Here is a 19,107-nt window from a genome sequence, read left to right as displayed (position 1 = left end):
CATGAAAGGAAGAGAAGTACAATGTCTGAAGTTATTGGTCGAGTTCATTCCGTAGAAACAATGGGGACTGTTGACGGTCCTGGGATTCGTTTTATTGTTTTTATGCAAGGTTGTTTGTTGCGTTGCCAATTTTGTCATAATCCGGATACTTGGAAGATTGGAATTGGGGAGGAAAGAACCGCACAGGATGTTTTTGAGGAAGCTTATAAGTATAAGGCTTTCATGGATGCTTCAGGCGGAGGTATTACTGTCAGCGGTGGGGAACCATTGCTACAAGTAGACTTCTTAATTGAACTCTTTACTCTTTGTCAAAAAGCAGGAATCCATACTACTATCGATTCTTGTGGTGGTTGCTTTACAAGAGATCCTGAATTTATCGAAAAGCTAGATCGCTTAATGAAAATAACAGATTTGATTTTGCTGGACATTAAACAGATCGATCCTGCGAAACATTTGAAATTAACGACACGTCCAAATGCTCCAATTCTTGATTTTGCACAATATTTAGCAGATAAAGAACAGCCAGTTTGGATACGTCACGTATTAATTCCAACAAAAACAGATGATCCAGATGATCTAACTAAATTACATGCGTTCATCAGGGCGCTTCCCAACGTGGAAAGAGTAGAGGTACTGCCTTATCATACGATGGGCGTCTACAAATGGGAGAACCTTGGAATCAGATATCCATTAGAAGGTATTGAAGCCCCTGAAGATGATGTGATAGATATGGCAAATCGTATTTTAGAAACTCAAAAATATAATTAAAAACAAAAGCGGCGTAAATAACATTTTGCGTCGTTTTATTACTTTTAAATTACAAAAAAGTCTATTATATTTCGAAAAATGATATTTAAGACAGATAATGCTTGAATTATCATGAAAATTATGTTTAAATTGTTATAGAGAGGAATAAAAAGGAGGCAGTAAGCAATGAGACAAAGTAGAAGGTCGCAAGCAAAAAACATCCAGTCGTCAAAGTTGAAGTGGCTCATCGCTATCATCGCAGCGACAGTTGTGTTGACAATTGGGGGGTTAGTTGTCACCAATAATTTATTTACACAAAGCGCCTCATCTAAAGAATTACTGGTGCTAAAAGCAGAAGCCGTTTCTGCGCAACATTGGAAGGTGCCAGCGAAGCAACAACCAATTAGTGCAGCTCCAAAAGACCCACCTGGTCCAGCGCAAGGTAAAAAAGTCGTTTATTTAACGTTTGATGATGGACCGAGTGCTTACTTAAAGCAGTTTTTAGAGATACTTGAGAAAGAAAAAGCACCTTCTTCATTTTTCTTTGTGGGAAATGAATTTCCGAATAGTGATAAGGCAACCTTCCAACGAATGGTTAGTAGTGGATTTGTGATTGGTTTACATAGCTATACACATGACGCTAAGCAGCTATATCGTAAGAATAATCCTACATTTATTAGTGAAATGAGCCGTGAGCGAGATAAATTTGAAGAATTGAGTGGCATCCGCACAAATTTAATACGTGCACCTTATGGCAGTACGTATTTGACAAAACAGCAAGTTGAACAAACGAAACAGAATGGTTTCCGATTGGTTGATTGGAATATTGATAGTAATGACTGGCGCTATAGCTCAGGTAACTCTGGTGCGGTGTATCAGAACGTACTATCACAAGTTAATGCTTATGCTGGTAGCAATGAGCCGCTAGTTATTCTGTTCCATGAACGTAAAAATACACTAGAAGCATTACCGAAAATTATTAAAATGTTACGTGAGAAAGGATATGTATTCCAAGCATATCACGAAAACGAGACTTTACACGAAAATTTTCACAAAGACCCTAATTTATGATTTGTAAAAAACATGATTTGCCTTTAAAATAAGGGGAATCATGTTTTTTTATGGCATTTAGGAGGATATAAAGCTTCTTATTGGAGTAGAAGCTAGAATTTGAGATTCTTGTACGGTAGACAGAAATAAAACGATAGAAACGCTTAAACATCAACGTTTCTATCGTTTTTTAGTTGAATGGCTTAAAATCCTTTAGTTGTACCCATTTACAAACGGTTGATACGCTGACATGATATTCTTTCGCATATTTTTTCGTTGCCTGATTATTTTTCATAATAAAAAACTCCTATATATAACGAACAACCTGTCCGTAATTCCATTATAGGAGCCGTGATATAATAAGTTAAACATGATTACGCTGTATCTAGTAGCTTAAGGACGTCAGGTGTCAGGTTGCAATTTGGTAGAGAATCACCATACATAGCACGATCTTCTTGACCAATTTGACGGCGCTTTCACTTAGTTTTTTAGTATCTATGGCTAGATGAGGGCGTCGCTTTAAAACTTAAATTTTCAATGTGCCCCGTAAAAGTTCCTTTTCAGGATAGCATACATGGGATAATTTGTGCAAGTGAATATAGCCATTATTTTCAAAATTAATCCACCCAAAAACGTCATATAAATGTAACAATTCTGTGTTACTCTTTTAAAGTAGTTATCAATACTTTTCTTTCTACAATTTTGAACTTAGTATTTATAAATCGCTAAAATACATTCAAGAGGAGGATTTTATGAAAAAATTAATTATACTTCTATTTGTTTTCTGCGGATATATGATAGGGATAACTTCATTTTCTAATACAGCCAGTGCAAGTAGTGAAGTGACACCTGCACTAACAAAAATTGATTGGATTGGAAATACGTACTACAAGAATGTCCTTGAGCATGGAAATATTAAAAGATTGAAATATAATACTTTTAATACTGATTTATTTAATGTATCGGGCACGAAAAATGGCGAGCCTATTAGAACTGATATAGAGCCAATTTATTTCGGAGAAACAAAGAAGGGACTGGTTAATAATACTGATGAAGAACAAACGTTTAGTGTGCCTTCTTTTAGCAAATCTGTTACTTATTCAAAGTCAACGTCAATCTCAAAAAATGCTAGTTTTGGTTTGGGTAAAGTTGAGATTCCTTTACTTAATGAGCTTTCTGCCACAGTTAATACATCAAGCACCGATACCAATACAGAAACAGAGACAGTCACAATTACTTCACCTTCACAGTCAGTAAAAGTACCCGCGCACAAGACTTATGGAGTGAAAGTATATTTAAATAGAATTAAATATACAGGCCAATTTAAATTGAAGGCTTCGACATGGAGAAATTATGAAGAAATAAATGCTACAGTGGTAAGAAGAGTTCCTACGGGACATCACACAGGATATCTAAATGAAAAAATTACTTATCCGATTGATTACGCATATTACAAAAATCCTGCTAATTTTAAAGAAAATGGAGTAAACTATTCATCAAACTCAACTAGTTTAGAAGATGCTCAAGAAAAATATAAAAATGGAAGGTTGCGTACAACACTTTCACTTGAAGGTGACGGCGAGTATACAATTGAAAATGGAACTGATTTTCATGTAGTAATTTATGATATGAGTAACAACAGAACCATAAAACAATATGACAAATCAATTATTGAGTGAAATAGGAACAATCGAATATTAAAATTAGGGGTCAATGGGACATCTTTGCGAAAAATTTCTGTATAAAAACGAATGCTAAGTTTGAAATTCAAACCCAGCATTCGAGAGTGTAAAATAAACTGTGTAAATAATGAATCCTAGGTTCATTATTTATGCAGTTTTCTTTTTTTGTACAATGAATAAAAACCGGAAAGGATGCGAGTAAGATGACAAAGAAAAAACGTGATCCTAAAACCCTATTGTTAACTGGTCTTCTAACGCATGCTCTCAAAACTCACCGTGTTTGCCGAAGAATACAAATGCATTCATTGCTTTGACACAAACGAATGATACACCACTTACATCGACTATTTTCGACAAGATGCAGGAAAAGCTGGAGGGCTTGGATATACATGTTATTGATTTATCGATTCCGATAAACGATGAGGAGTTGAGACCTGGCTTATTTTTTTAGTTTTCTTTTTGATTTTAGGTAAAAGTTCATGAAATCGCCATAAAAACAGATAGAAATGTTTGAAATATATATAAAATCTGACAATAAAGCTTGCTATACTTGCAATTAGAAAGACCTAGTTTAAGTGTAAAAGGTCTTTTAGCCAGGGTATCAAAAAAATGAAATGAGGTTTATTAATTCACATGAAAAAAGAAAATTAGTAAGTATTTTAGCCATCACATCCATCTTAGGAACAATCATACTAACACCATTAGTAATACACCCAATAGCAATGACATCAAACCAACCACCAATCAAAAAGCAATTTGTGACACAAAAACTAAATGAATACATCACAGGAACAGCATACGCCAATACAGCAATCAACGATGATTTCAAATTATACAATACACCCAATGAATTCCGTCTTCTGTTGATAGCAAAGGAAACGAAGGCCCAGCGACAACTGGAACAGACCTCATTGCGACAGATAATAAAATCAAAACCAGTTCTAAAGAAAGTAGAATGGGACAGAAAGCATTACCGTGTATGAAAATGGTGTGGCAGTAAGAACACAAATGTGAGCACAATGACAACGAACCCAGGCGATAGTTCACATTCAAAGCCTATGTTGCACCAAACGCGGCAAGTGTCCAAGCACAAGCCAAAAATAAGCAATAAACGCTTGACGAGTGATTTGTCAGTGATATTTATAAATTTTGGCAAATAAGTGATCGTGAGGTGTTATAGTAATAGGTATATTAGCATTAGGATTTATATTGACAATAGTTATACTTACAGCAATGATATGGCGAGGTGACCATGAAAAATTATCTTAGAAAATCGTATATATTATTGTTGGAATTGGTCTAGTATGAATTGAGACAGATATTGTGTTGACTTAAATTGCTTAACTTAAATGGATTAGAAAAACAGATGTTTAGCAAACAGGGTATCGAGTGCACAAGGGATTTGTATCGATACTCAATATGACAGGTAGTAATTTTGACCAGATAGATGCTATAACTGGAGAAATAACTGCAGGTGTTTCTCATAAAAACTGTCACTTTTGAATTTAAATGGCATAAATTTTATGAGCTAAAAAGCACGTCTCCATAAAAATCAGGGAGACGTGCTTTTTCATAATGTCCGATTTGGTGCTATCTCTATTATTCGACCGAAACTTCCTATAATATATATTATGTAAACTAGAAAACGATAAAGAAGTAAGGAGCAATTGGCTCGCTCTCCTTACTTCTTTATCCACTCACATATGATGCTATCAAGTCTTTAAAGTGGCAATTAAAATAATGGATTTACCATCTGAACTTCTATCATGATTTAATTCTACAGAAAAGCCATGTTCTTGCAGCATTGTTTCATATTTTTTAGCTGTCCAAAGACGAAATTTCATTAAACGCATTACTCCATTTATTAATATCGCAGAAATGATTCCTTGTTTTTTAGGGATCGGAACTTCTGCAATCAGCTTACCGCCTGGCTTTAGAACACGCTTAGCTTCAGCGATGACAGCTTGCATATCCGGAACAACGTGCAAAACAAATATTGCTATGATTAAATCAAATGACTCATTTTTATAGCTTAAATTAGATGCGTCTTGGATAGTAAAATTAAGATTTTCTGGTTTTTCTTTTTCTTTTGCACGGGCAATCATTTCTGCTGAAAAATCACTTGCTTCCAGTGAATGACAAAATTGGGCCAAGTTTAACGCCAAAGACCCTGTGCCAGCGCCAAGTTCCAGTACAGCAGATTCAGATGATACGTTGTCTTTAAATAAATTCATCAGGATTGGATCTGCGGTAGCGTCTTTATCGAAACTTTTAGCTAATCTATCCCAAAAACGAGCCTTCATTTCGAGGAACTTTCCAGACACTCATAGACTGCCATCATTTCTTGTTTGTTTAACTCGCGAATTCGTTTGAAAATCTCGATACCTGAGACAGCTTCTGTACGTGCTTCTTTTGCTACGGCATCGTTCACTTTGCCTGTTAGCCATGTTTGGACGTCGATACCTTCGATGACTTGTTTGCGTCCTTCGTCATTGACTCCACTCGCGTAGCAACTGACACAAGGAATAGATAGTTTGTACACGCCATCATGTAGCCCGTCTTCAGAAATCACTTTTTTTCCTTTACAGAATGGGCATGGATGGCTTTTTTTGACTTTGTTTATGTGCGTTACGATTTTTTTATAACCGAATGCTTCGTAAACGTAAGTCAGTTTTTTATATTTTCCATTTGTGAAGTATTTATCAATGATTGTTTCTCGGGTTTCATTGATATTGGCAAAATCGCAAATCGTTACTTGGTTTTTCTTGCTGATCGTTTCAATACTTCCTTGGATTAGCTCCCAGAACGGTAAGGTGTTTTGCAGTACCATTTCGTAGCCGACAAAGCTTGCTTGTTCTAGTTCTAGCATTTTTAGCGCGACTTGGGATTCTCTTGGAAGTAAATCGATATCTTGTGTCAATGTCATGTCACCGCCAACAATGGCCTTTATTTTTTCAAGTACTGGAAGGTTTCCTACAGTTTGTATCACTTGATCCACTGGTTGTTGGATGATGTCGCGGATGTCGATGCCATTAAACATCAGTTTTTTGTGATGGCCAAGTACCGTTCCCTCGCAAATGGGGCATTCGACCATTTTTCTTGTTTCCTTCATCTGTTCTTTAATGATGGATTTCGAGACGAACATGTAGCGGTTGATTAGGCTAGCGAATCCTTCCCATATTTTCGTGGATTTAGTCGCTTTATCGTAAAATGATTTTTCCCAGTAGCCGTATAGAAATGTATGTTTTTCTGCTTCATTCATGTCATTGAAACTCTTGCTAATGTCTTGACCTAGCTCGTTTTTAAGCTCATCAAACAGGAATTGAAGTCTAGCATGTTGATAATATTTTAAAACTTCCATAACGTCTGGATACAGCATACCGTCCCAAAATGGTACAGTTTTGTCTTGAATGACTACGTCGAAATCAAATTGTTCCGCTACTCGGCGGCCGGAACAATATGGACAATGGTTTCCAGGTGCATAAAAGTCAAAACTTCTGGTATCTTTATTCGTTGGGTGTGATGCTACGATCTGATTGATTAAACCACCTGTTTCGTAAAGGAAACTATATTGACTGTATAAATGCCGTTCTAGATCGATAGCAATGACGGGTGCAATTTTTTCGGAGTTGTATTCACCATAAATGACGCGTGCTATGGAAGAAAGACTCTTCAAAATACCCCCTTTATAGACATTCTCGGCATTTTTGAAATAGGCGATAGGATCTTTTTCTAGGTAATGAATCCCTTCCTGGTGTTTGAGACTTGATGTGATTGGCGACGGATCTACTTTGTCATCGCCGTTTTTTTGGCGATAGTATTCTTCGTGGCTGAGTACGTCTAATTTTTCCACAGGCTCTAGTTGTCTTTTACCAAAATCTACAATGAAATCGGAGCTATCTAGCATGTAAGCGTTATGCTCGATCATCACGATAGAAATGGATTCGTCTTCTAAAATGTCACGGATACTATCGATAAACTGGTTTAAGATGTTTTGTGATAAACCTTTCGATGGCTCATCAAAAATGAATAAAGTATGCGGATTACGCGTGTTTGCAAATAGTTCTGAGACTAAATGAACGCATTGGAATTCTCCGGTTGACAAGGTTTTTGTTTGTCTTTCGAGCGTTAAGTATCCGAGCCCAAGTTTGATAAGTAGGCTGAGGCGTTTATGGGCGATATCTTGATTAGGTAGTTCATCAATGATATCTTCAATCGAACGTTCGAATATGTCGTCAATATCGTCACTGTATTTTGTGAGTTTCTTTTTAATATCCATAAAAGTTGCGACGGTTGACCTGCTCGTGATGGATTGATTACGGTTTTGTCCTACTAAGACAAGCTTATCTTTAGGATGGCGCTTCACGAAATCTTTGGCCATACATTCGTTGACGAGCGTTGATTTTCCGCAACCGGATTCGCCAGTGAACGTGACTACCCGGTTTTGAGGAATCTCGATTTCATCCATTTGAATATTACGGCAGTGTAGATCTTTGAATTGGTAGTTTGCTGTTGGTGCCGCTGGATTTCGATCCCACTGGATTGGTTTTGGCCGTGGTGATTCTTCGACAATTTTCCCGCCGTACTTCCCGCTTCCAGGTCCGAAAAACACTTGCTCATTCGTGATATCAAGCACTGTATCAGAGTGATCGATCAGCCAAATTTGATTTTTAAAGCCTAATTGTTTGATTTGTTCTAATATTTTTAACAATGTGTGGTGGTCCAGCCCTACTGATATTTCATCGATAATGATAACCGTATTTTCACTTGTGGCCATAAACTCGGCTAAGTAAAGTCGCGTGAGTTCTCCTCCGGATAGCGTACCCATGATACGGTTTAAGCTAAGGTAACCAATATTCATGTTGATGATATTTTCAAGAATATGCTGCTTCGGCTCGCTAAGGCGGAGCTCTTCTTTGTAAGAAAGGATTTTTTCAATGCTCCATTCATTAATATCCGAAATGCTATACAGTTTACCCGATAACTCGATTTTATGCGTTTCGACTTCTTCATTAAATCGCTTCCCGCCGCATTTTTTACATTCGATATTTTTCGATGAACCGCGCCCTTTACATGTTTTACACCAGCCCAGTTCGTTATTGAATGAAAAAACTTCTGGTGACATATCAAATTTTTCTGCCATCCGCTCTCGAATTTCCGTAAATACAACGGTATGCGTGCCGATCGTCGAACGAGGATTGGACGAAATGGAAGATTTCCCAAGAAAAAGTACTAACGGCATATTCTCCATTTGAATTGCGCTAAAGTTTGTTTCCATGACATTAGGAAATAAATATTGATACTCCGCTTTTGGCAACAAAGAAACAAGGCGTTTCTTGGATTCTTCACCGATTGTCTGGCAAAATGTCGTTTTTCCTGATCCTGATAAACCTGCAATTCCAAGCGATTTATCCGTCGGGAGTTCGGTATCTAGCTTGTTGATGTTGTTTGCTATTAATTGATTTATTTTCATAGTGTTGTCCCCTTTACATAAAGATAGAGCGCAATTCTTATGTACGGAATTGCACTCTATTTTTGTTTATGCTAAAACTTTTGCCAAGTTGCTACCCATTTCAGTCCAAGCGTATTTAGCGCCTTCGATAGCTCCTTCACGTGCTTTAGTTTCTTCACTGAATCCTGATTGATCTAAGCGTAAGTTCACTTTACCGTCATCTGTTTTTGCGACAGTCCAAACAACTGTTGTCGTTTCGCCTGCACTAGCCCAGGTGTAAGAGATCGAATTCGGCTCATCGATCGTAAGTACTTCGCAATCTACAATGCCATCCCACCACTCAGAAGGCTCTGCACGGAATTGGAATTTGTGTCCTACTTCTGCTTTGAAATCGTTATTCCAGATCCATTTAGCAAGCATAGCGGAATCAGTTAAAGCATTCCATACCTGTTCAACGGAATTTGTGAATTGAAAATCTAAAGATACATCTGGTTTCATATTTATTTCCTCCAATAATTGATTTAGTTTGATCATTCTTTTTTTCCAAAAGTCTTCGTAAAAAGAAACCCAATCTTGAATTTCTTTCAGCGGAGCGGCGTGCAACCGATATCTTGTTTCTCGGCCCACCTTCCTAGTCACGACTAAATTTGCTTCTTTAAGGATTGTCAAATGCTTCGAAACTGCCGTGCGCCCCATTTGAAAATGTTCCGTTATTTCATATAATGGTAACTCTTCAACATCTGCCAACATGTCAAGTATTTTTCGCCTCGTTGGATCGGCAACAGCGTCATAAACATCTCTCACTTGACTATTTTTATTAACATTCACCCCCTCCTTTTTCGGTAGATTTCGTTCAAATAAAATAGGACACCTTTTATTGTCATATTTATTATACGACACCAAACAGTGTCTTGTCAAGTTCACACGATTTTGGAGATACGTTTCATTTTCAGAATTCTGGATCTTCTTGTTCAAAGAGCTTCACACGATCTTCGAGGCTCACTATTTTATGTATCTGGTGTAGCATTCGTAATTCCAAAATCGATCATTTCTGTAGGTACTTGTAAAATCCTAGACCCTGCTTGGACGGCTTTATCAAAAGTCTCTTGAATGTTTGGTACAGTCACGTTGAACCAAACAGATGTCGGATTCTCCGCTTTTGGTGCAACCAGTTGGAATTCTGGATTTTATCTAGCATCCCATGCAATGTTAAGCAGCCTCATTCGTTCCTCTTGGGAAATTAGTAGACTCGACAACTTCTATATCAAAAATTTGCTGATACAGGTGTAACGCTTTCAATGAGTCAGTGACTACAAAATCAATCTCTACTCCTATCATCACAATACCTTTTTTACTATTATACCATTTTTCTTTATGAAAGATATTAAAAATCTAAAGGTGAGCATTGAACAATCAATTTTTATTGTAAAACGATAATTTTTTTGTTAAAATCAATATAGCATGAAAAGTAAATAAATGAGGTGTTTTTTATGAAACGAGGCTCAACAACATTTTTGAAGCTGGTTGTTCTTCTGATTGGAATAGTAATGCTAACGCTATGTATCGTCGGGTTACCTTGGATAGCCATCCATGCGAATGAAGATACGCCTGCACTTAATCGCGCTCTATATCCGATTTTGATCAGTATGTTTATTTCGGCGGTTCCATTTTTTATTGCGCTATATCAGGCGTGGAAAGTTTTAGCTTATATTGATAAAGGGCAAGCATTTTCGATGTTATCTGTCACAGCTTTGAAGCGGATTAAATATTGTGCGGCAATCATTAGTGGACTGTACTTGGTTACTTCGCCACTCTTTTACTACTTAGCACAAAAAGATGATGCGCCAGGAATTCTGCTTATCGCGTTGATCATTATGTTTGCGTCTATCATTATCGCGACATTTGCTGCGCTTCTTCAGAGACTTTTACAAGAAGCGATCGATATAAAATCAGAAAATGACTTGACGGTCTGAGGTGATGATATGGCAATTATAATTAATATTGATGTAATGTTGGCTAAACGGAAAATGAGTGTCACGGAGCTCTCCGAAAGAGTTGGGATAACGATGGCAAATCTTTCAATACTGAAAAATGGGAAGGCAAAAGCGGTGCGGTTATCTACGCTTGATGCGATTTGCGTGGCACTCGAATGCCAACCTGGCGATGTATTAGAATATAGACCTGATAATACCGAAGCGTGATAAAAAGGCTCTGCATCCAAAAATGCGGGGCCTTTTCTATCGTACATAATACAACATGTAGTATTTAAAAAATTTATTCTTTGTGATTATTGCGGCGTCCTAATTTTGCTTTTACAAGTGGGTATTTTTGCATCAATCGTAATGAATAGACAGCACTGGAAATCCCGATTAATGTCCAATCCATCCATGCTGTTGCCCCTTCTTTTTGTGCGAAAGACAGGAAGAAGAACATGTCTTTTAACGCATCATGTACGAAGGCATCCACCATACTTTCATGTATATTGAGGTGGAGCAAGAATGCAAGTAGAAATTTCGCTAAAATAATGCCCACCCAGCCTAGCAAATATCGCATGCCGCCCTTTACTAACACTTCTTTTTTGTAGACAGGTAATTCTTTTCCTGCCACCTGAGTAAAGCCGATCTGCGTTTTTGATTCCTTCACTTTAGCAGCACTTGCTTGAAACAAACCAATGGCAGCACCTAAAATGAAAACGAGCACCACGACAAAAATTGGTGTACCACTTTTCATATCTGGCAATGTTTGTGTAATTTGGTAAATCGCAAAAATAGGAATCGCAACATAGGTGATTCGGCGGATTTTTTCGTATTCAAATTGTTGATAAATAAAGTAACCTAATACTAAAATAATAATAATAATCGGCATCATTTTCTTCCTTTCATGCTGTGGTTAGCTCATCAGTGCTTGGTATTTATCAAATAATGCTAAAAATTCTTCTTTTGTGAATGAAACATTTTCATTTTCTAAAATACCGCGGATTTTCTGCAAACACATGTACCAACCAGCAATATCACGAGGTGTGTGCGTTGTCAGCTCCACGATATCTTCTGTGAATCGCAGTATCGTCCCTGTTCCTTGTTGTAAAAGCTCGAACCGAACCATGTTCTTATCCCAGGTGTATTGCAAGACAGATTTGGGCTCATAGGCCGTAATGGTCATCTCTTCGTATTCCCCATTTCCGAAATCAAAAAGAATAAGACCATCCACGCCAGATTCACCAATACTTAATTCTGGAAACCATTGGGCGAATCCCTTTGTGGTGGCGATAAGTTCCCATACTTTTGACAGCTCGCTATTTAATTCCAGTTCGAATGTCATAACACCAGTATCTTCTGTTATTTTTTGATAATTTTCCTTCATTTTTTCATCTCCTAACATGTTACATCTAGAACAAGCTGCCGCTCCAGTTTTTTGTCAGAGCTGAACCGGCCGTTTCACCTTTTCGTTCTTTACAAATAACAATAACACACCACCTATTAAAAATAAAACGACGAGGCTTGCGACGCCGTATTGTGTGTGGCCTGTGACTTGGGCGATAACTCCCATCAAAGCTGGTCCCATAATCGCTGAAAATTTGCCGAAAATATTGTAGAAGCCATAAAATTCATTGGATCGCGATTTGGGTATGATTTTCCCATAGTAGGAACGGCTAAGCGCCTGAATCCCACCTTGCGAAGTACCTACTAACATGGCTAAAATCCAGAAGTCTGTCACCGTCTTCATAAAAATAGCATAGACACAAATAATAATGTACACCGAAATCGCGACAAGAATCAATGCCTTTCCACCAAATCGCTTGGCTAACTGCCCGTAAATAATCGTGAATGGAAATGCAACAATTTGCGTGACGAGCAACACAATAATAAGTGTTGTGTCTGAAATGCCTAAATCAATACCGTAAGCAGATGCCATCCGGAAAATCGTATCGACACCATCAATATAAAAAAAGTACGCGACTAGAAATAAAACAATATTCCGATACTGTTTTATATTTTTAAGTGTTGATCCAAGTCGGATAAAGCTACTCCTCACTGGTTTTTTGTCATGTGGAATATAATAAACTTGGTGCACATTTCGCCATAATGGAATCGTAAACACAGCCCACCAAACCGCGGTTAATAAGAAAGCACCATTGAGCAACGTCGTCTGGCTAACCGGCAAAATCCCTGTTGCCTGGCAAATAATAAACGCCACAAACGGAATACAACTACCTAAATAACCAAATGCATAACCATATGATGAAACTTTGTCCATGCGCTCGTTCGTCGTCACATCAACTAGAAATGCATCATAAAAGATATTCGCACCGGAAAAACCAATAAGTGAGAGCATATAAAACAGCAATAGTAGCATCCACTGATCGCTTGGTACGAATACAAAAGCAACCGTAAAGGCGATACCCAACCATGTAAATAAACTAAAAAATCGTTTCTTGAAAAACTGGTAATCCGCAATCGTTCCGAGTATTGGTGCTAACAATGAAATAAATAGTGTTCCAAGCGAGTTAGCATAACCCCAGTACGCCGTCGAAACATGATCAGCAATTCCCGCGTTACTCGCTACCCCTTTAAAATAAATCGGTAAAATCGCTGTCGTGATCATAATCGAGTAAACGGAATTACCCCAATCTTGGAAAACCCAACTCTTCTCTTGCTTTGTTAGTTTCATCTAGACGTATCTCCTTTTCCTATTCAAAAATACCTTCGATTACGGAACCTGCAGTGTTGCGCAATTCCAAATCTAAAATAGCTGCAAATGTTGGCGCTTCATCGATGAGTCGTGCTTGTGGAACAACGGCACCCTTCTTTATCCCCTTACCGAATGCGATCATCGTAGTTGCATAATCTGGCTTTCGTGGTGAATAACCGTGCACGGCACGATAGAAATCAGGATTTCCAATGTCTTGTGCTGCGACTTCTTGAACGGTCATTCCAACACCTTCATCTTTGAAATAATAACCGGATTTTGCTTCAATCATCAACAAGCATGTGGGGTCTGCTCCGAAGGCTTCGGCTTCCTCTTGCGTATAGATTTTTTCAATCCCTTCTATGCCCTCGATCGCTCTTCGAATCACTAGCGCTTGCTCTGCATTTTTTGCATAGATGTAGCAAGAACCATCACAACTTTTAGCGTAGACATCCCATTCTGTAATCTCACCATGCTGTATATTTAACCAGCCCTGCGTAGCGAACACTACGTTGAGTCGAATAACGGAATGGACATCGATCTGATAATGATCGCCTAGTACGATGAACGTTGTATCGTCATATGTACCTGCTTGTTTCGTCGCCTCCATAATCCGTGCCATTCTAGCATCATGGCGAATAAGTGCATCTCTCGCCTCTTGTGACCTTACGCCGTGCGCGTGCCGCATACTATCCATATCGACAAAATGCGCCAACGTTACATTTGGCTTTTTTCGCAAAAGGGTATCTTCCACTGCAGCAATCAAAAAATCATCTAATTCTGGCTGTGCAATACCGCGTCGCAGTTTTCCAAACCGATGATTCATGTCCATCAAAAATGCTGGAGAACTGCCCCAGAGGGAGACCATCACTTGATTCAGCCAAAAGCGGTTCGGAAAAATTTCTGCAATATTATAATCGATCTGACTTCGCGCAGCCACTGGCCAAAGAAAAGCCGCTGTCGTAAGTCCAGCTTCTTTTGCCACATCATAAAGCGTCGGCACCTTGATTGCCTGACGATACCAAAACCAATCTGGTGATCCTTTTTCAGGCTGGATTTTCGTATTATTTATAATACCGTGTGTTTTCGGGTAATGCCCCGTTACGATCGTTGTGTGTGCTGGATAAGTTAGCGATGGATAAATGGTTTCCACGCGCTGCACATGCGCCCCATTTGACTTCAAGAAAGCAAGCGTTGGCAAATTAACGAAATCAGTGACATCCGCCGCCCCCAACGCATCTAATGAAATAATTACTAAATAGCGACTCATACTCCGTTTCCTCCCATTAAAAAAACTGAGAAAATTGCTTAACAACCCTCTCAGCTTCGACTTACTTGTGCTCTGTTTTTTTGTCTGGATGAACCATTACTTCATCTTTGTTAATGACGCCCAACACGTCCAAGAAGAACATGAAGACTGGTATTCCTACGATCAGTCCCCAGATTCCGAAGAAATGTTCAGAGAAAATAAGGACGATAAATGTGTAGAAAACTGGTAAATCTGTTTTGGCGGACATTAGTTTTGGATTCAAGACATACGACTCTAATGCATGAATGATCACGACCAAAACAAGAATAATTAAGACATAGTTTACGCCGCCGATAGTGTAGGCAATAATCGTCAGTGGAATCATCGAGATAATAACCCCAGCGACTGGGATTAAGCCGAGTAAAAATACCATGATAGCTAGCGAAAATAGTTGCGGAAAGCCCATAATCCATAGCGCGATTGTCGTTAAAACACCGTTGACAAGAGCGATCATGAATTGTGCCTCAATCACTTTCCCGAATGTTTCATTGAACTTAGAACCGAAGTATTTCACTTCATCATAAATGAAGGCAATTTTACTTTGACCAAATTTGCTCGTAAACAAGATGAGTTGTTCTTTTCCAAGAGAGAAGAACAGGCTTAGAATCAGTGCAATAAAAATGTTCATCGCCACCACACCGATGTTTGCTAAATAAGCGAATAGGAATTGAATACCGTCGTTGGCATATTTCGTAATTTCGAATTCTTTTGCGAGCGACATGATATAATTAACCGTTTCGTTGTTTCCTGGTTTTGCGTAAAATTTATTGATCGACTGAATGAGTTGATCTAGTTGCTCAATTAGCATCGGGATATATTTAACAATAAGCAACGTAATACCCAGTGCAATAAATGCATACAAGATAATGACGATAATTTTTCGATAAATAGAAATGCGTTTTAAAATAAAATTCTCCAACCTGTTGATTAGGAAAGAAAAAATGAATGTTAGCAAGATAATGTCTATCATGCTTCTAAGTAAGTACAGCACAAACGCGATTAAAATAAAGACGAGTACGCGCCTGAAGCTACGATTTTGAAATAGTTTTATAAAAGCATCCAAATGAAATCCTCCTAGTATCTGTGACTCCTTCCATTGTAACAAAAAAAACGCGCGTGTGCATGCCTAAACCTACAAAGAAAACAACTCCTTAAAAAGCACTAAACGCTCTCTAAAGAGTTGTTTCATTACTTATCTTCACCAATAATCTTGACTTCGGTTTCTAGCATGATGCCAGACGCTTCGAAAACTGTTTTTTGGACGTGTTCAATAAGCGTCATGTAGTCGGTTGCCGTGGCCTTGTCAATATTTACAATGAAACCGGCATGCTTCCTAGAGACCTGTGCCCCACCTATTTGATAACCTTGCAAACCAGCTTCTTGAATGAGCTTTCCTGCAAAATGATCTGGTGGACGTTTGAAAACACTGCCGCACGATGGATATTCAAGTGGTTGTTTGGATTCACGTGCTTCGGTCAATTCGTCCATTTTCAGACGGATGACTTGTTTATCACCGAGCGCTAGTTCAAACACCGCTTCCAGTACAATATAGTGTTTATCTGCGATGGAGCTTCTGCGATATCTGGCTTCTAATTGATCTTTTTGCAAGTGCTTTAGCTCACCAGTGCTAGTGAGGACAGTTGCTTCTGTAAGGACGTCTGAGATTTCGCCACCGTACGCACCTGCGTTCATATAAAGCGCTCCACCGACTGAACCAGGGATACCGCAAGCAAACTCAAGCCCGCTCAGCGAAGCCTCCAAAGCAAAGCGTGACACATCGATAATTTTTGCACCACAACCGGCAATTATCTTTGTATCTTCTCGCTTGATCACGTTTAGTGCATCCAAATACATGACAATGCCTCGGATACCTCCGTCTTTAATAATTAAATTCGAGCCATTTCCAAGTACCGTGAGTGGAATTTGATTGGTATTCGCAAAAGTAATCGTCTTTGTAGCTAAATCATGACTCGTTGGCATCACGAATATATCAGCCTGCCCACCTGTTTTTGTGAATGTATAAGTCGCTAAATCTTCCTTCTGCTTCACAATAAGTGCGGGAATCTCTTGTTTTAATTGTTCTATAATTTGAGTTGTATACATACGCCTAACCTTTCTTATTTCGAATTAAAGGAAGAATTTTGTCCATCGGTGGCTCGTAAACGCGACAATAAGCTTCATATAATTTGCCGTATTCTTTCACACGCGCGTGGATTTCCTGATGACGATTTAAATGCAACCCATTTTCAAGCATCGGAATCAGTGAAATAATCTGATCGAAAATATGGCCTGCTTGAGCTTCACTCAGAGCAAAAGCCAACTTAGACAAGGTACGTCTTGGCTCTGGAGCTAGCATTTTGCCATGTAGTTGCGTCCATTTCAGCATTTTTTTACGCGTCTCACGTGTTTTTTCTAAATACAGACTCTGTCCATAAGCCGCAATAGCATAGGCAAGTGATAAATCTTCCGCATGATTCCAATCTTCCTCAAGGATTTCCTGTTGCGATTCAATCTTTTCATTAAGAAGTGTGATATCCTCCTGATAAATGTCTAGTTTACGCTGCTGTTGTTTGTAAACTTCAAGCGCCAAATTCAGCTGGTCAATCTCAGGCTGCATCTTCTCACCAAATAAGCCTTTCTCATTCAAAATTCGCTGCACACCTTCAATACGTTCTGCAGTGATGCTGTCACGCTCTTTCACAATTTGGGCACGCTTTTTCAAGTAATCAAAGTAAAAACTATATTTCTGTACTTCGATAATGACTTTCTTCGCTGTTTCAAGATCTACGGTGAGCCCATTTGGATCCGCCACAATAACGCCTGCAATTTTCCCAAGCATGGAATAGACAATCACCTCGAAAAGCTGGCCGTCAACGCGAACTTTATATGGCAATGCATGATTACTCTCTAACATTTTTTTATATACTTTGGGATTCTTATTTACCATCCATATCACCTTCACTCAGCATTTCTGTTTCTATCTTCTATTATAAATGAAAATGGTGAAAATGTCAGGGGAAAGTTTTCACGAATCTCATTTACTTTACATAATTATATTATCGTCTATATAAATGCAATAGTGGCGGCTTGCATAACCGCACCCTTTTAGCTATACTTGCTCTTGTAAGGAGTTGGGACAGAAAATGCCTAAAAATGAAAAATGGAAAGCGTTCGTCGATGTTAATATTTTATTTATCTTGTTTGGTTACATATGTTTATACGTGATGTACAGCGGCAACTGGCCGGAAAGTCTGCTGTTTATTGTAGCAGTTTTAATGGCTGTGGCAGGATGTCTCGGGTTTTACTTAAGCATTAAGGGAATGCAGATGAAACGCAAACCGATGTATCAAATTTTCCTGATGATGGCTTCGATTATTCCTGCTGTGATTGGTGTTATCTACGTTGTCATCTATTTTATTACGCTTTTTTAGAACAATGGATGAAAAGAGTCTGGCACATAACCCAGATAAATCAGCGACAAGCGCTCGCTTTCAGAGAGTTTAGCGGACTTCCGGCTCTTCTACGCTGCGCTTCGCATAACTTCTCACATGATCGGGGAAACTACCCCCTTCCTGTTTTCAGTCATCATGTACAGTCGTGCACGTAACTCTTTGGTTTCCACCAAACTCCCTGAATACAAACGCTTTCGCTCGATTTGTATAAAGCAAAATTTTTCGCCCTACCCAAAGCTGAACCACTCCCTGCCAAGTAGACACAGGAAATATATAATGTTTGGCTACTAGCTTTTTAGCTAGTAGTTTTTGATTTACATAACTATACTCCGATTAATTCCTTCTTGTAGTTCTTTGAACGTATTAAATTTATGCCTATAATAGTATTCTGATTTGCAAATTAGTGAAGAGATAAGTTATTATGTCCATAGAAAATCGTTATTTTTATACACATGCTTGAAAGCATAATGAATGATGCAAATGAACATGGCTGTTCAGCTTGTCTCGTGAAGTTTTGGAGAACCTCAAAAAGCTATCGACCTACAACTTATTCCTCTATCTCTATTTATGATAGAAAAACAGTCGTAGATCGATAGCTTTTTTTCATTATGATTGGTGTCAGAGAAAGTTGACATGAGAGTTTGTCTCAGTCCCTTATTTCCATTTAGAACTTATTTAACTGTTTCTTTAATAGTTGTTAGGACATTGTTTCCTGCGTCTAATACTTGT

General features: G+C 38.4%; 18 protein-coding genes and 1 pseudogene. 7 read left to right on the top strand and 12 right to left on the bottom strand.

What is annotated here, in order from left to right:
- Positions 1-21 precede the first annotated feature (21 nt).
- The 4 genes from pflA to HCJ54_RS02720 all read left to right on the top strand — a co-directional run bounded on the left by pflA (position 22) and on the right by HCJ54_RS02720 (position 4,462).
- A complete protein-coding gene (pflA, locus tag HCJ54_RS02735; RefSeq protein WP_187136567.1) occupies positions 22-768 on the top strand; it encodes a pyruvate formate-lyase-activating protein in 747 nt (248 codons plus the stop codon).
- A 165-nt stretch (positions 769-933) separates the two neighbouring features.
- The gene (locus HCJ54_RS02730) at positions 934-1,818 is read left to right on the top strand and encodes a polysaccharide deacetylase family protein (protein ID WP_187136566.1); all 885 of its coding nucleotides are present in this window, start codon (positions 934-936) and stop codon (positions 1,816-1,818) included.
- 731 nt (positions 1,819-2,549) lie between these two features.
- A complete protein-coding gene (locus tag HCJ54_RS02725; protein WP_187136565.1) occupies positions 2,550-3,476 on the top strand; it encodes an ETX/MTX2 family pore-forming toxin in 927 nt (308 codons plus the stop codon).
- A 725-nt stretch (positions 3,477-4,201) separates the two neighbouring features.
- On the top strand, positions 4,202-4,462 hold the full coding sequence (locus HCJ54_RS02720; RefSeq protein ID WP_187136564.1) for a hypothetical protein: 261 nt from the start codon (positions 4,202-4,204) through the stop codon (positions 4,460-4,462).
- Between the two features lie 729 nt (positions 4,463-5,191).
- Here HCJ54_RS02720 and HCJ54_RS02715 read toward each other — a convergent pair.
- The 5 genes and pseudogenes from HCJ54_RS02715 to HCJ54_RS15540 form a co-directional block, all read right to left on the bottom strand.
- On the bottom strand, positions 5,192-5,782 hold the full coding sequence (locus HCJ54_RS02715) for a class I SAM-dependent methyltransferase (protein ID WP_187136563.1): 591 nt from the start codon (positions 5,780-5,782) through the stop codon (positions 5,192-5,194).
- Complete coding sequence (locus HCJ54_RS02710) at positions 5,779-8,952, bottom strand: ATP-binding cassette domain-containing protein (RefSeq protein ID WP_187136562.1); 3,174 nt, start codon at positions 8,950-8,952, stop codon at positions 5,779-5,781. The genes HCJ54_RS02715 and HCJ54_RS02710 overlap by 4 nt, the downstream gene beginning before the upstream one ends.
- Positions 8,953-9,018: 66 nt before the next feature.
- Positions 9,019-9,429: an SRPBCC family protein gene (locus tag HCJ54_RS15605; RefSeq protein WP_051998410.1), complete on the bottom strand. Its 411-nt coding sequence runs from the start codon at positions 9,427-9,429 to the stop codon at positions 9,019-9,021.
- Positions 9,430-9,567: 138 nt separating this feature from the next.
- Positions 9,568-9,681 (bottom strand): annotated as a pseudogene (locus HCJ54_RS15600) (ArsR family transcriptional regulator); the annotation flags it as partial.
- Positions 9,682-10,140: 459 nt separating this feature from the next.
- The gene (locus tag HCJ54_RS15540) at positions 10,141-10,269 is read right to left on the bottom strand and encodes a hypothetical protein (RefSeq protein WP_280527052.1); all 129 of its coding nucleotides are present in this window, start codon (positions 10,267-10,269) and stop codon (positions 10,141-10,143) included.
- 152 nt (positions 10,270-10,421) lie between these two features.
- Here HCJ54_RS15540 and HCJ54_RS02695 point away from each other — a divergent pair, with 152 nt between their 5' ends.
- The gene (locus HCJ54_RS02695; RefSeq protein WP_187136560.1) at positions 10,422-10,904 is read left to right on the top strand and encodes a DUF2975 domain-containing protein; all 483 of its coding nucleotides are present in this window, start codon (positions 10,422-10,424) and stop codon (positions 10,902-10,904) included.
- Between the two features lie 9 nt (positions 10,905-10,913).
- Positions 10,914-11,132, top strand: a complete 219-nt coding sequence (locus HCJ54_RS02690; RefSeq protein WP_036065038.1) for a helix-turn-helix domain-containing protein — start codon at positions 10,914-10,916, stop codon at positions 11,130-11,132.
- Positions 11,133-11,205: 73 nt separating this feature from the next.
- Here the strand turns inward: HCJ54_RS02690 and HCJ54_RS02685 are convergent, their stop codons facing one another.
- From HCJ54_RS02685 to HCJ54_RS02655, 7 genes are all read right to left on the bottom strand, one after another.
- Positions 11,206-11,799, bottom strand: a complete 594-nt coding sequence (locus tag HCJ54_RS02685) for a hypothetical protein (protein WP_149023966.1) — start codon at positions 11,797-11,799, stop codon at positions 11,206-11,208.
- A 21-nt stretch (positions 11,800-11,820) separates the two neighbouring features.
- Positions 11,821-12,291, bottom strand: coding sequence for an SRPBCC domain-containing protein (locus tag HCJ54_RS02680; protein ID WP_187136559.1), 471 nt, complete (start codon positions 12,289-12,291; stop codon positions 11,821-11,823).
- Positions 12,292-12,345: 54 nt separating this feature from the next.
- The gene (locus tag HCJ54_RS02675) at positions 12,346-13,599 is read right to left on the bottom strand and encodes an MFS transporter (protein WP_187136558.1); all 1,254 of its coding nucleotides are present in this window, start codon (positions 13,597-13,599) and stop codon (positions 12,346-12,348) included.
- A gap of 19 nt (positions 13,600-13,618) precedes the next feature.
- A complete protein-coding gene (locus HCJ54_RS02670) occupies positions 13,619-14,887 on the bottom strand; it encodes an alkaline phosphatase family protein (protein ID WP_187136557.1) in 1,269 nt (422 codons plus the stop codon).
- Positions 14,888-14,948: 61 nt separating this feature from the next.
- On the bottom strand, positions 14,949-15,989 hold the full coding sequence (locus tag HCJ54_RS02665) for an AI-2E family transporter (protein ID WP_187136556.1): 1,041 nt from the start codon (positions 15,987-15,989) through the stop codon (positions 14,949-14,951).
- A 125-nt stretch (positions 15,990-16,114) separates the two neighbouring features.
- Positions 16,115-17,011 carry a UDP-N-acetylmuramate dehydrogenase gene (gene murB, locus HCJ54_RS02660; RefSeq protein WP_187136832.1) on the bottom strand — a complete coding sequence of 299 codons (897 nt, stop codon included), beginning with the start codon at positions 17,009-17,011 and terminating at the stop codon, positions 16,115-16,117.
- A gap of 22 nt (positions 17,012-17,033) precedes the next feature.
- Positions 17,034-17,873, bottom strand: a complete 840-nt coding sequence (locus HCJ54_RS02655) for a hypothetical protein (RefSeq protein WP_187136555.1) — start codon at positions 17,871-17,873, stop codon at positions 17,034-17,036.
- 196 nt (positions 17,874-18,069) lie between these two features.
- Here HCJ54_RS02655 and HCJ54_RS02650 point away from each other — a divergent pair, with 196 nt between their 5' ends.
- Positions 18,070-18,357, top strand: coding sequence for a hypothetical protein (locus HCJ54_RS02650; protein ID WP_187136554.1), 288 nt, complete (start codon positions 18,070-18,072; stop codon positions 18,355-18,357).
- The last annotated feature ends 750 nt before the right edge of the window (positions 18,358-19,107 follow it).

The sequence above is a fragment of the Listeria grandensis genome, assembly GCF_014322885.1.
GTDB classification, from domain to species: Bacteria; Bacillota; Bacilli; order Lactobacillales; family Listeriaceae; genus Listeria_A; species Listeria_A grandensis.
This window is presented reverse-complemented; position numbering and strand designations above follow the sequence as displayed.

What these genes read in the sequence shown, in the direction of transcription:
- HCJ54_RS02725 (WP_187136565.1), top strand. Translation starts at nt 2,550, where the DNA reads ATGAAAAAATTAATTATACTTCTATTTGTTTTCTGCGGATATATGATA.
- HCJ54_RS02650 (WP_187136554.1), top strand. Translation starts at nt 18,070, where the DNA reads ATGCCTAAAAATGAAAAATGGAAAGCGTTCGTCGATGTTAATATTTTA.
- HCJ54_RS02675 (WP_187136558.1), bottom strand. Translation starts at nt 13,599, where the DNA reads ATGAAACTAACAAAGCAAGAGAAGAGTTGGGTTTTCCAAGATTGGGGT.
- HCJ54_RS02670 (WP_187136557.1), bottom strand. Translation starts at nt 14,887, where the DNA reads ATGAGTCGCTATTTAGTAATTATTTCATTAGATGCGTTGGGGGCGGCG.
- HCJ54_RS02685 (WP_149023966.1), bottom strand. Translation starts at nt 11,799, where the DNA reads ATGATGCCGATTATTATTATTATTTTAGTATTAGGTTACTTTATTTAT.
- HCJ54_RS02680 (WP_187136559.1), bottom strand. Translation starts at nt 12,291, where the DNA reads ATGAAGGAAAATTATCAAAAAATAACAGAAGATACTGGTGTTATGACA.
- HCJ54_RS02695 (WP_187136560.1), top strand. Translation starts at nt 10,422, where the DNA reads ATGAAACGAGGCTCAACAACATTTTTGAAGCTGGTTGTTCTTCTGATT.
- HCJ54_RS02655 (WP_187136555.1), bottom strand. Translation starts at nt 17,873, where the DNA reads ATGGTAAATAAGAATCCCAAAGTATATAAAAAAATGTTAGAGAGTAAT.
- HCJ54_RS02720 (WP_187136564.1), top strand. Translation starts at nt 4,202, where the DNA reads ATGACATCAAACCAACCACCAATCAAAAAGCAATTTGTGACACAAAAA.
- HCJ54_RS15605 (WP_051998410.1), bottom strand. Translation starts at nt 9,429, where the DNA reads ATGAAACCAGATGTATCTTTAGATTTTCAATTCACAAATTCCGTTGAA.
- HCJ54_RS02690 (WP_036065038.1), top strand. Translation starts at nt 10,914, where the DNA reads ATGGCAATTATAATTAATATTGATGTAATGTTGGCTAAACGGAAAATG.
- pflA (WP_187136567.1), top strand. Translation starts at nt 22, where the DNA reads ATGTCTGAAGTTATTGGTCGAGTTCATTCCGTAGAAACAATGGGGACT.
- HCJ54_RS02710 (WP_187136562.1), bottom strand. Translation starts at nt 8,952, where the DNA reads ATGAAAATAAATCAATTAATAGCAAACAACATCAACAAGCTAGATACC.
- HCJ54_RS15540 (WP_280527052.1), bottom strand. Translation starts at nt 10,269, where the DNA reads ATGATAGGAGTAGAGATTGATTTTGTAGTCACTGACTCATTGAAAGCG.
- HCJ54_RS02730 (WP_187136566.1), top strand. Translation starts at nt 934, where the DNA reads ATGAGACAAAGTAGAAGGTCGCAAGCAAAAAACATCCAGTCGTCAAAG.
- HCJ54_RS02715 (WP_187136563.1), bottom strand. Translation starts at nt 5,782, where the DNA reads ATGAAGGCTCGTTTTTGGGATAGATTAGCTAAAAGTTTCGATAAAGAC.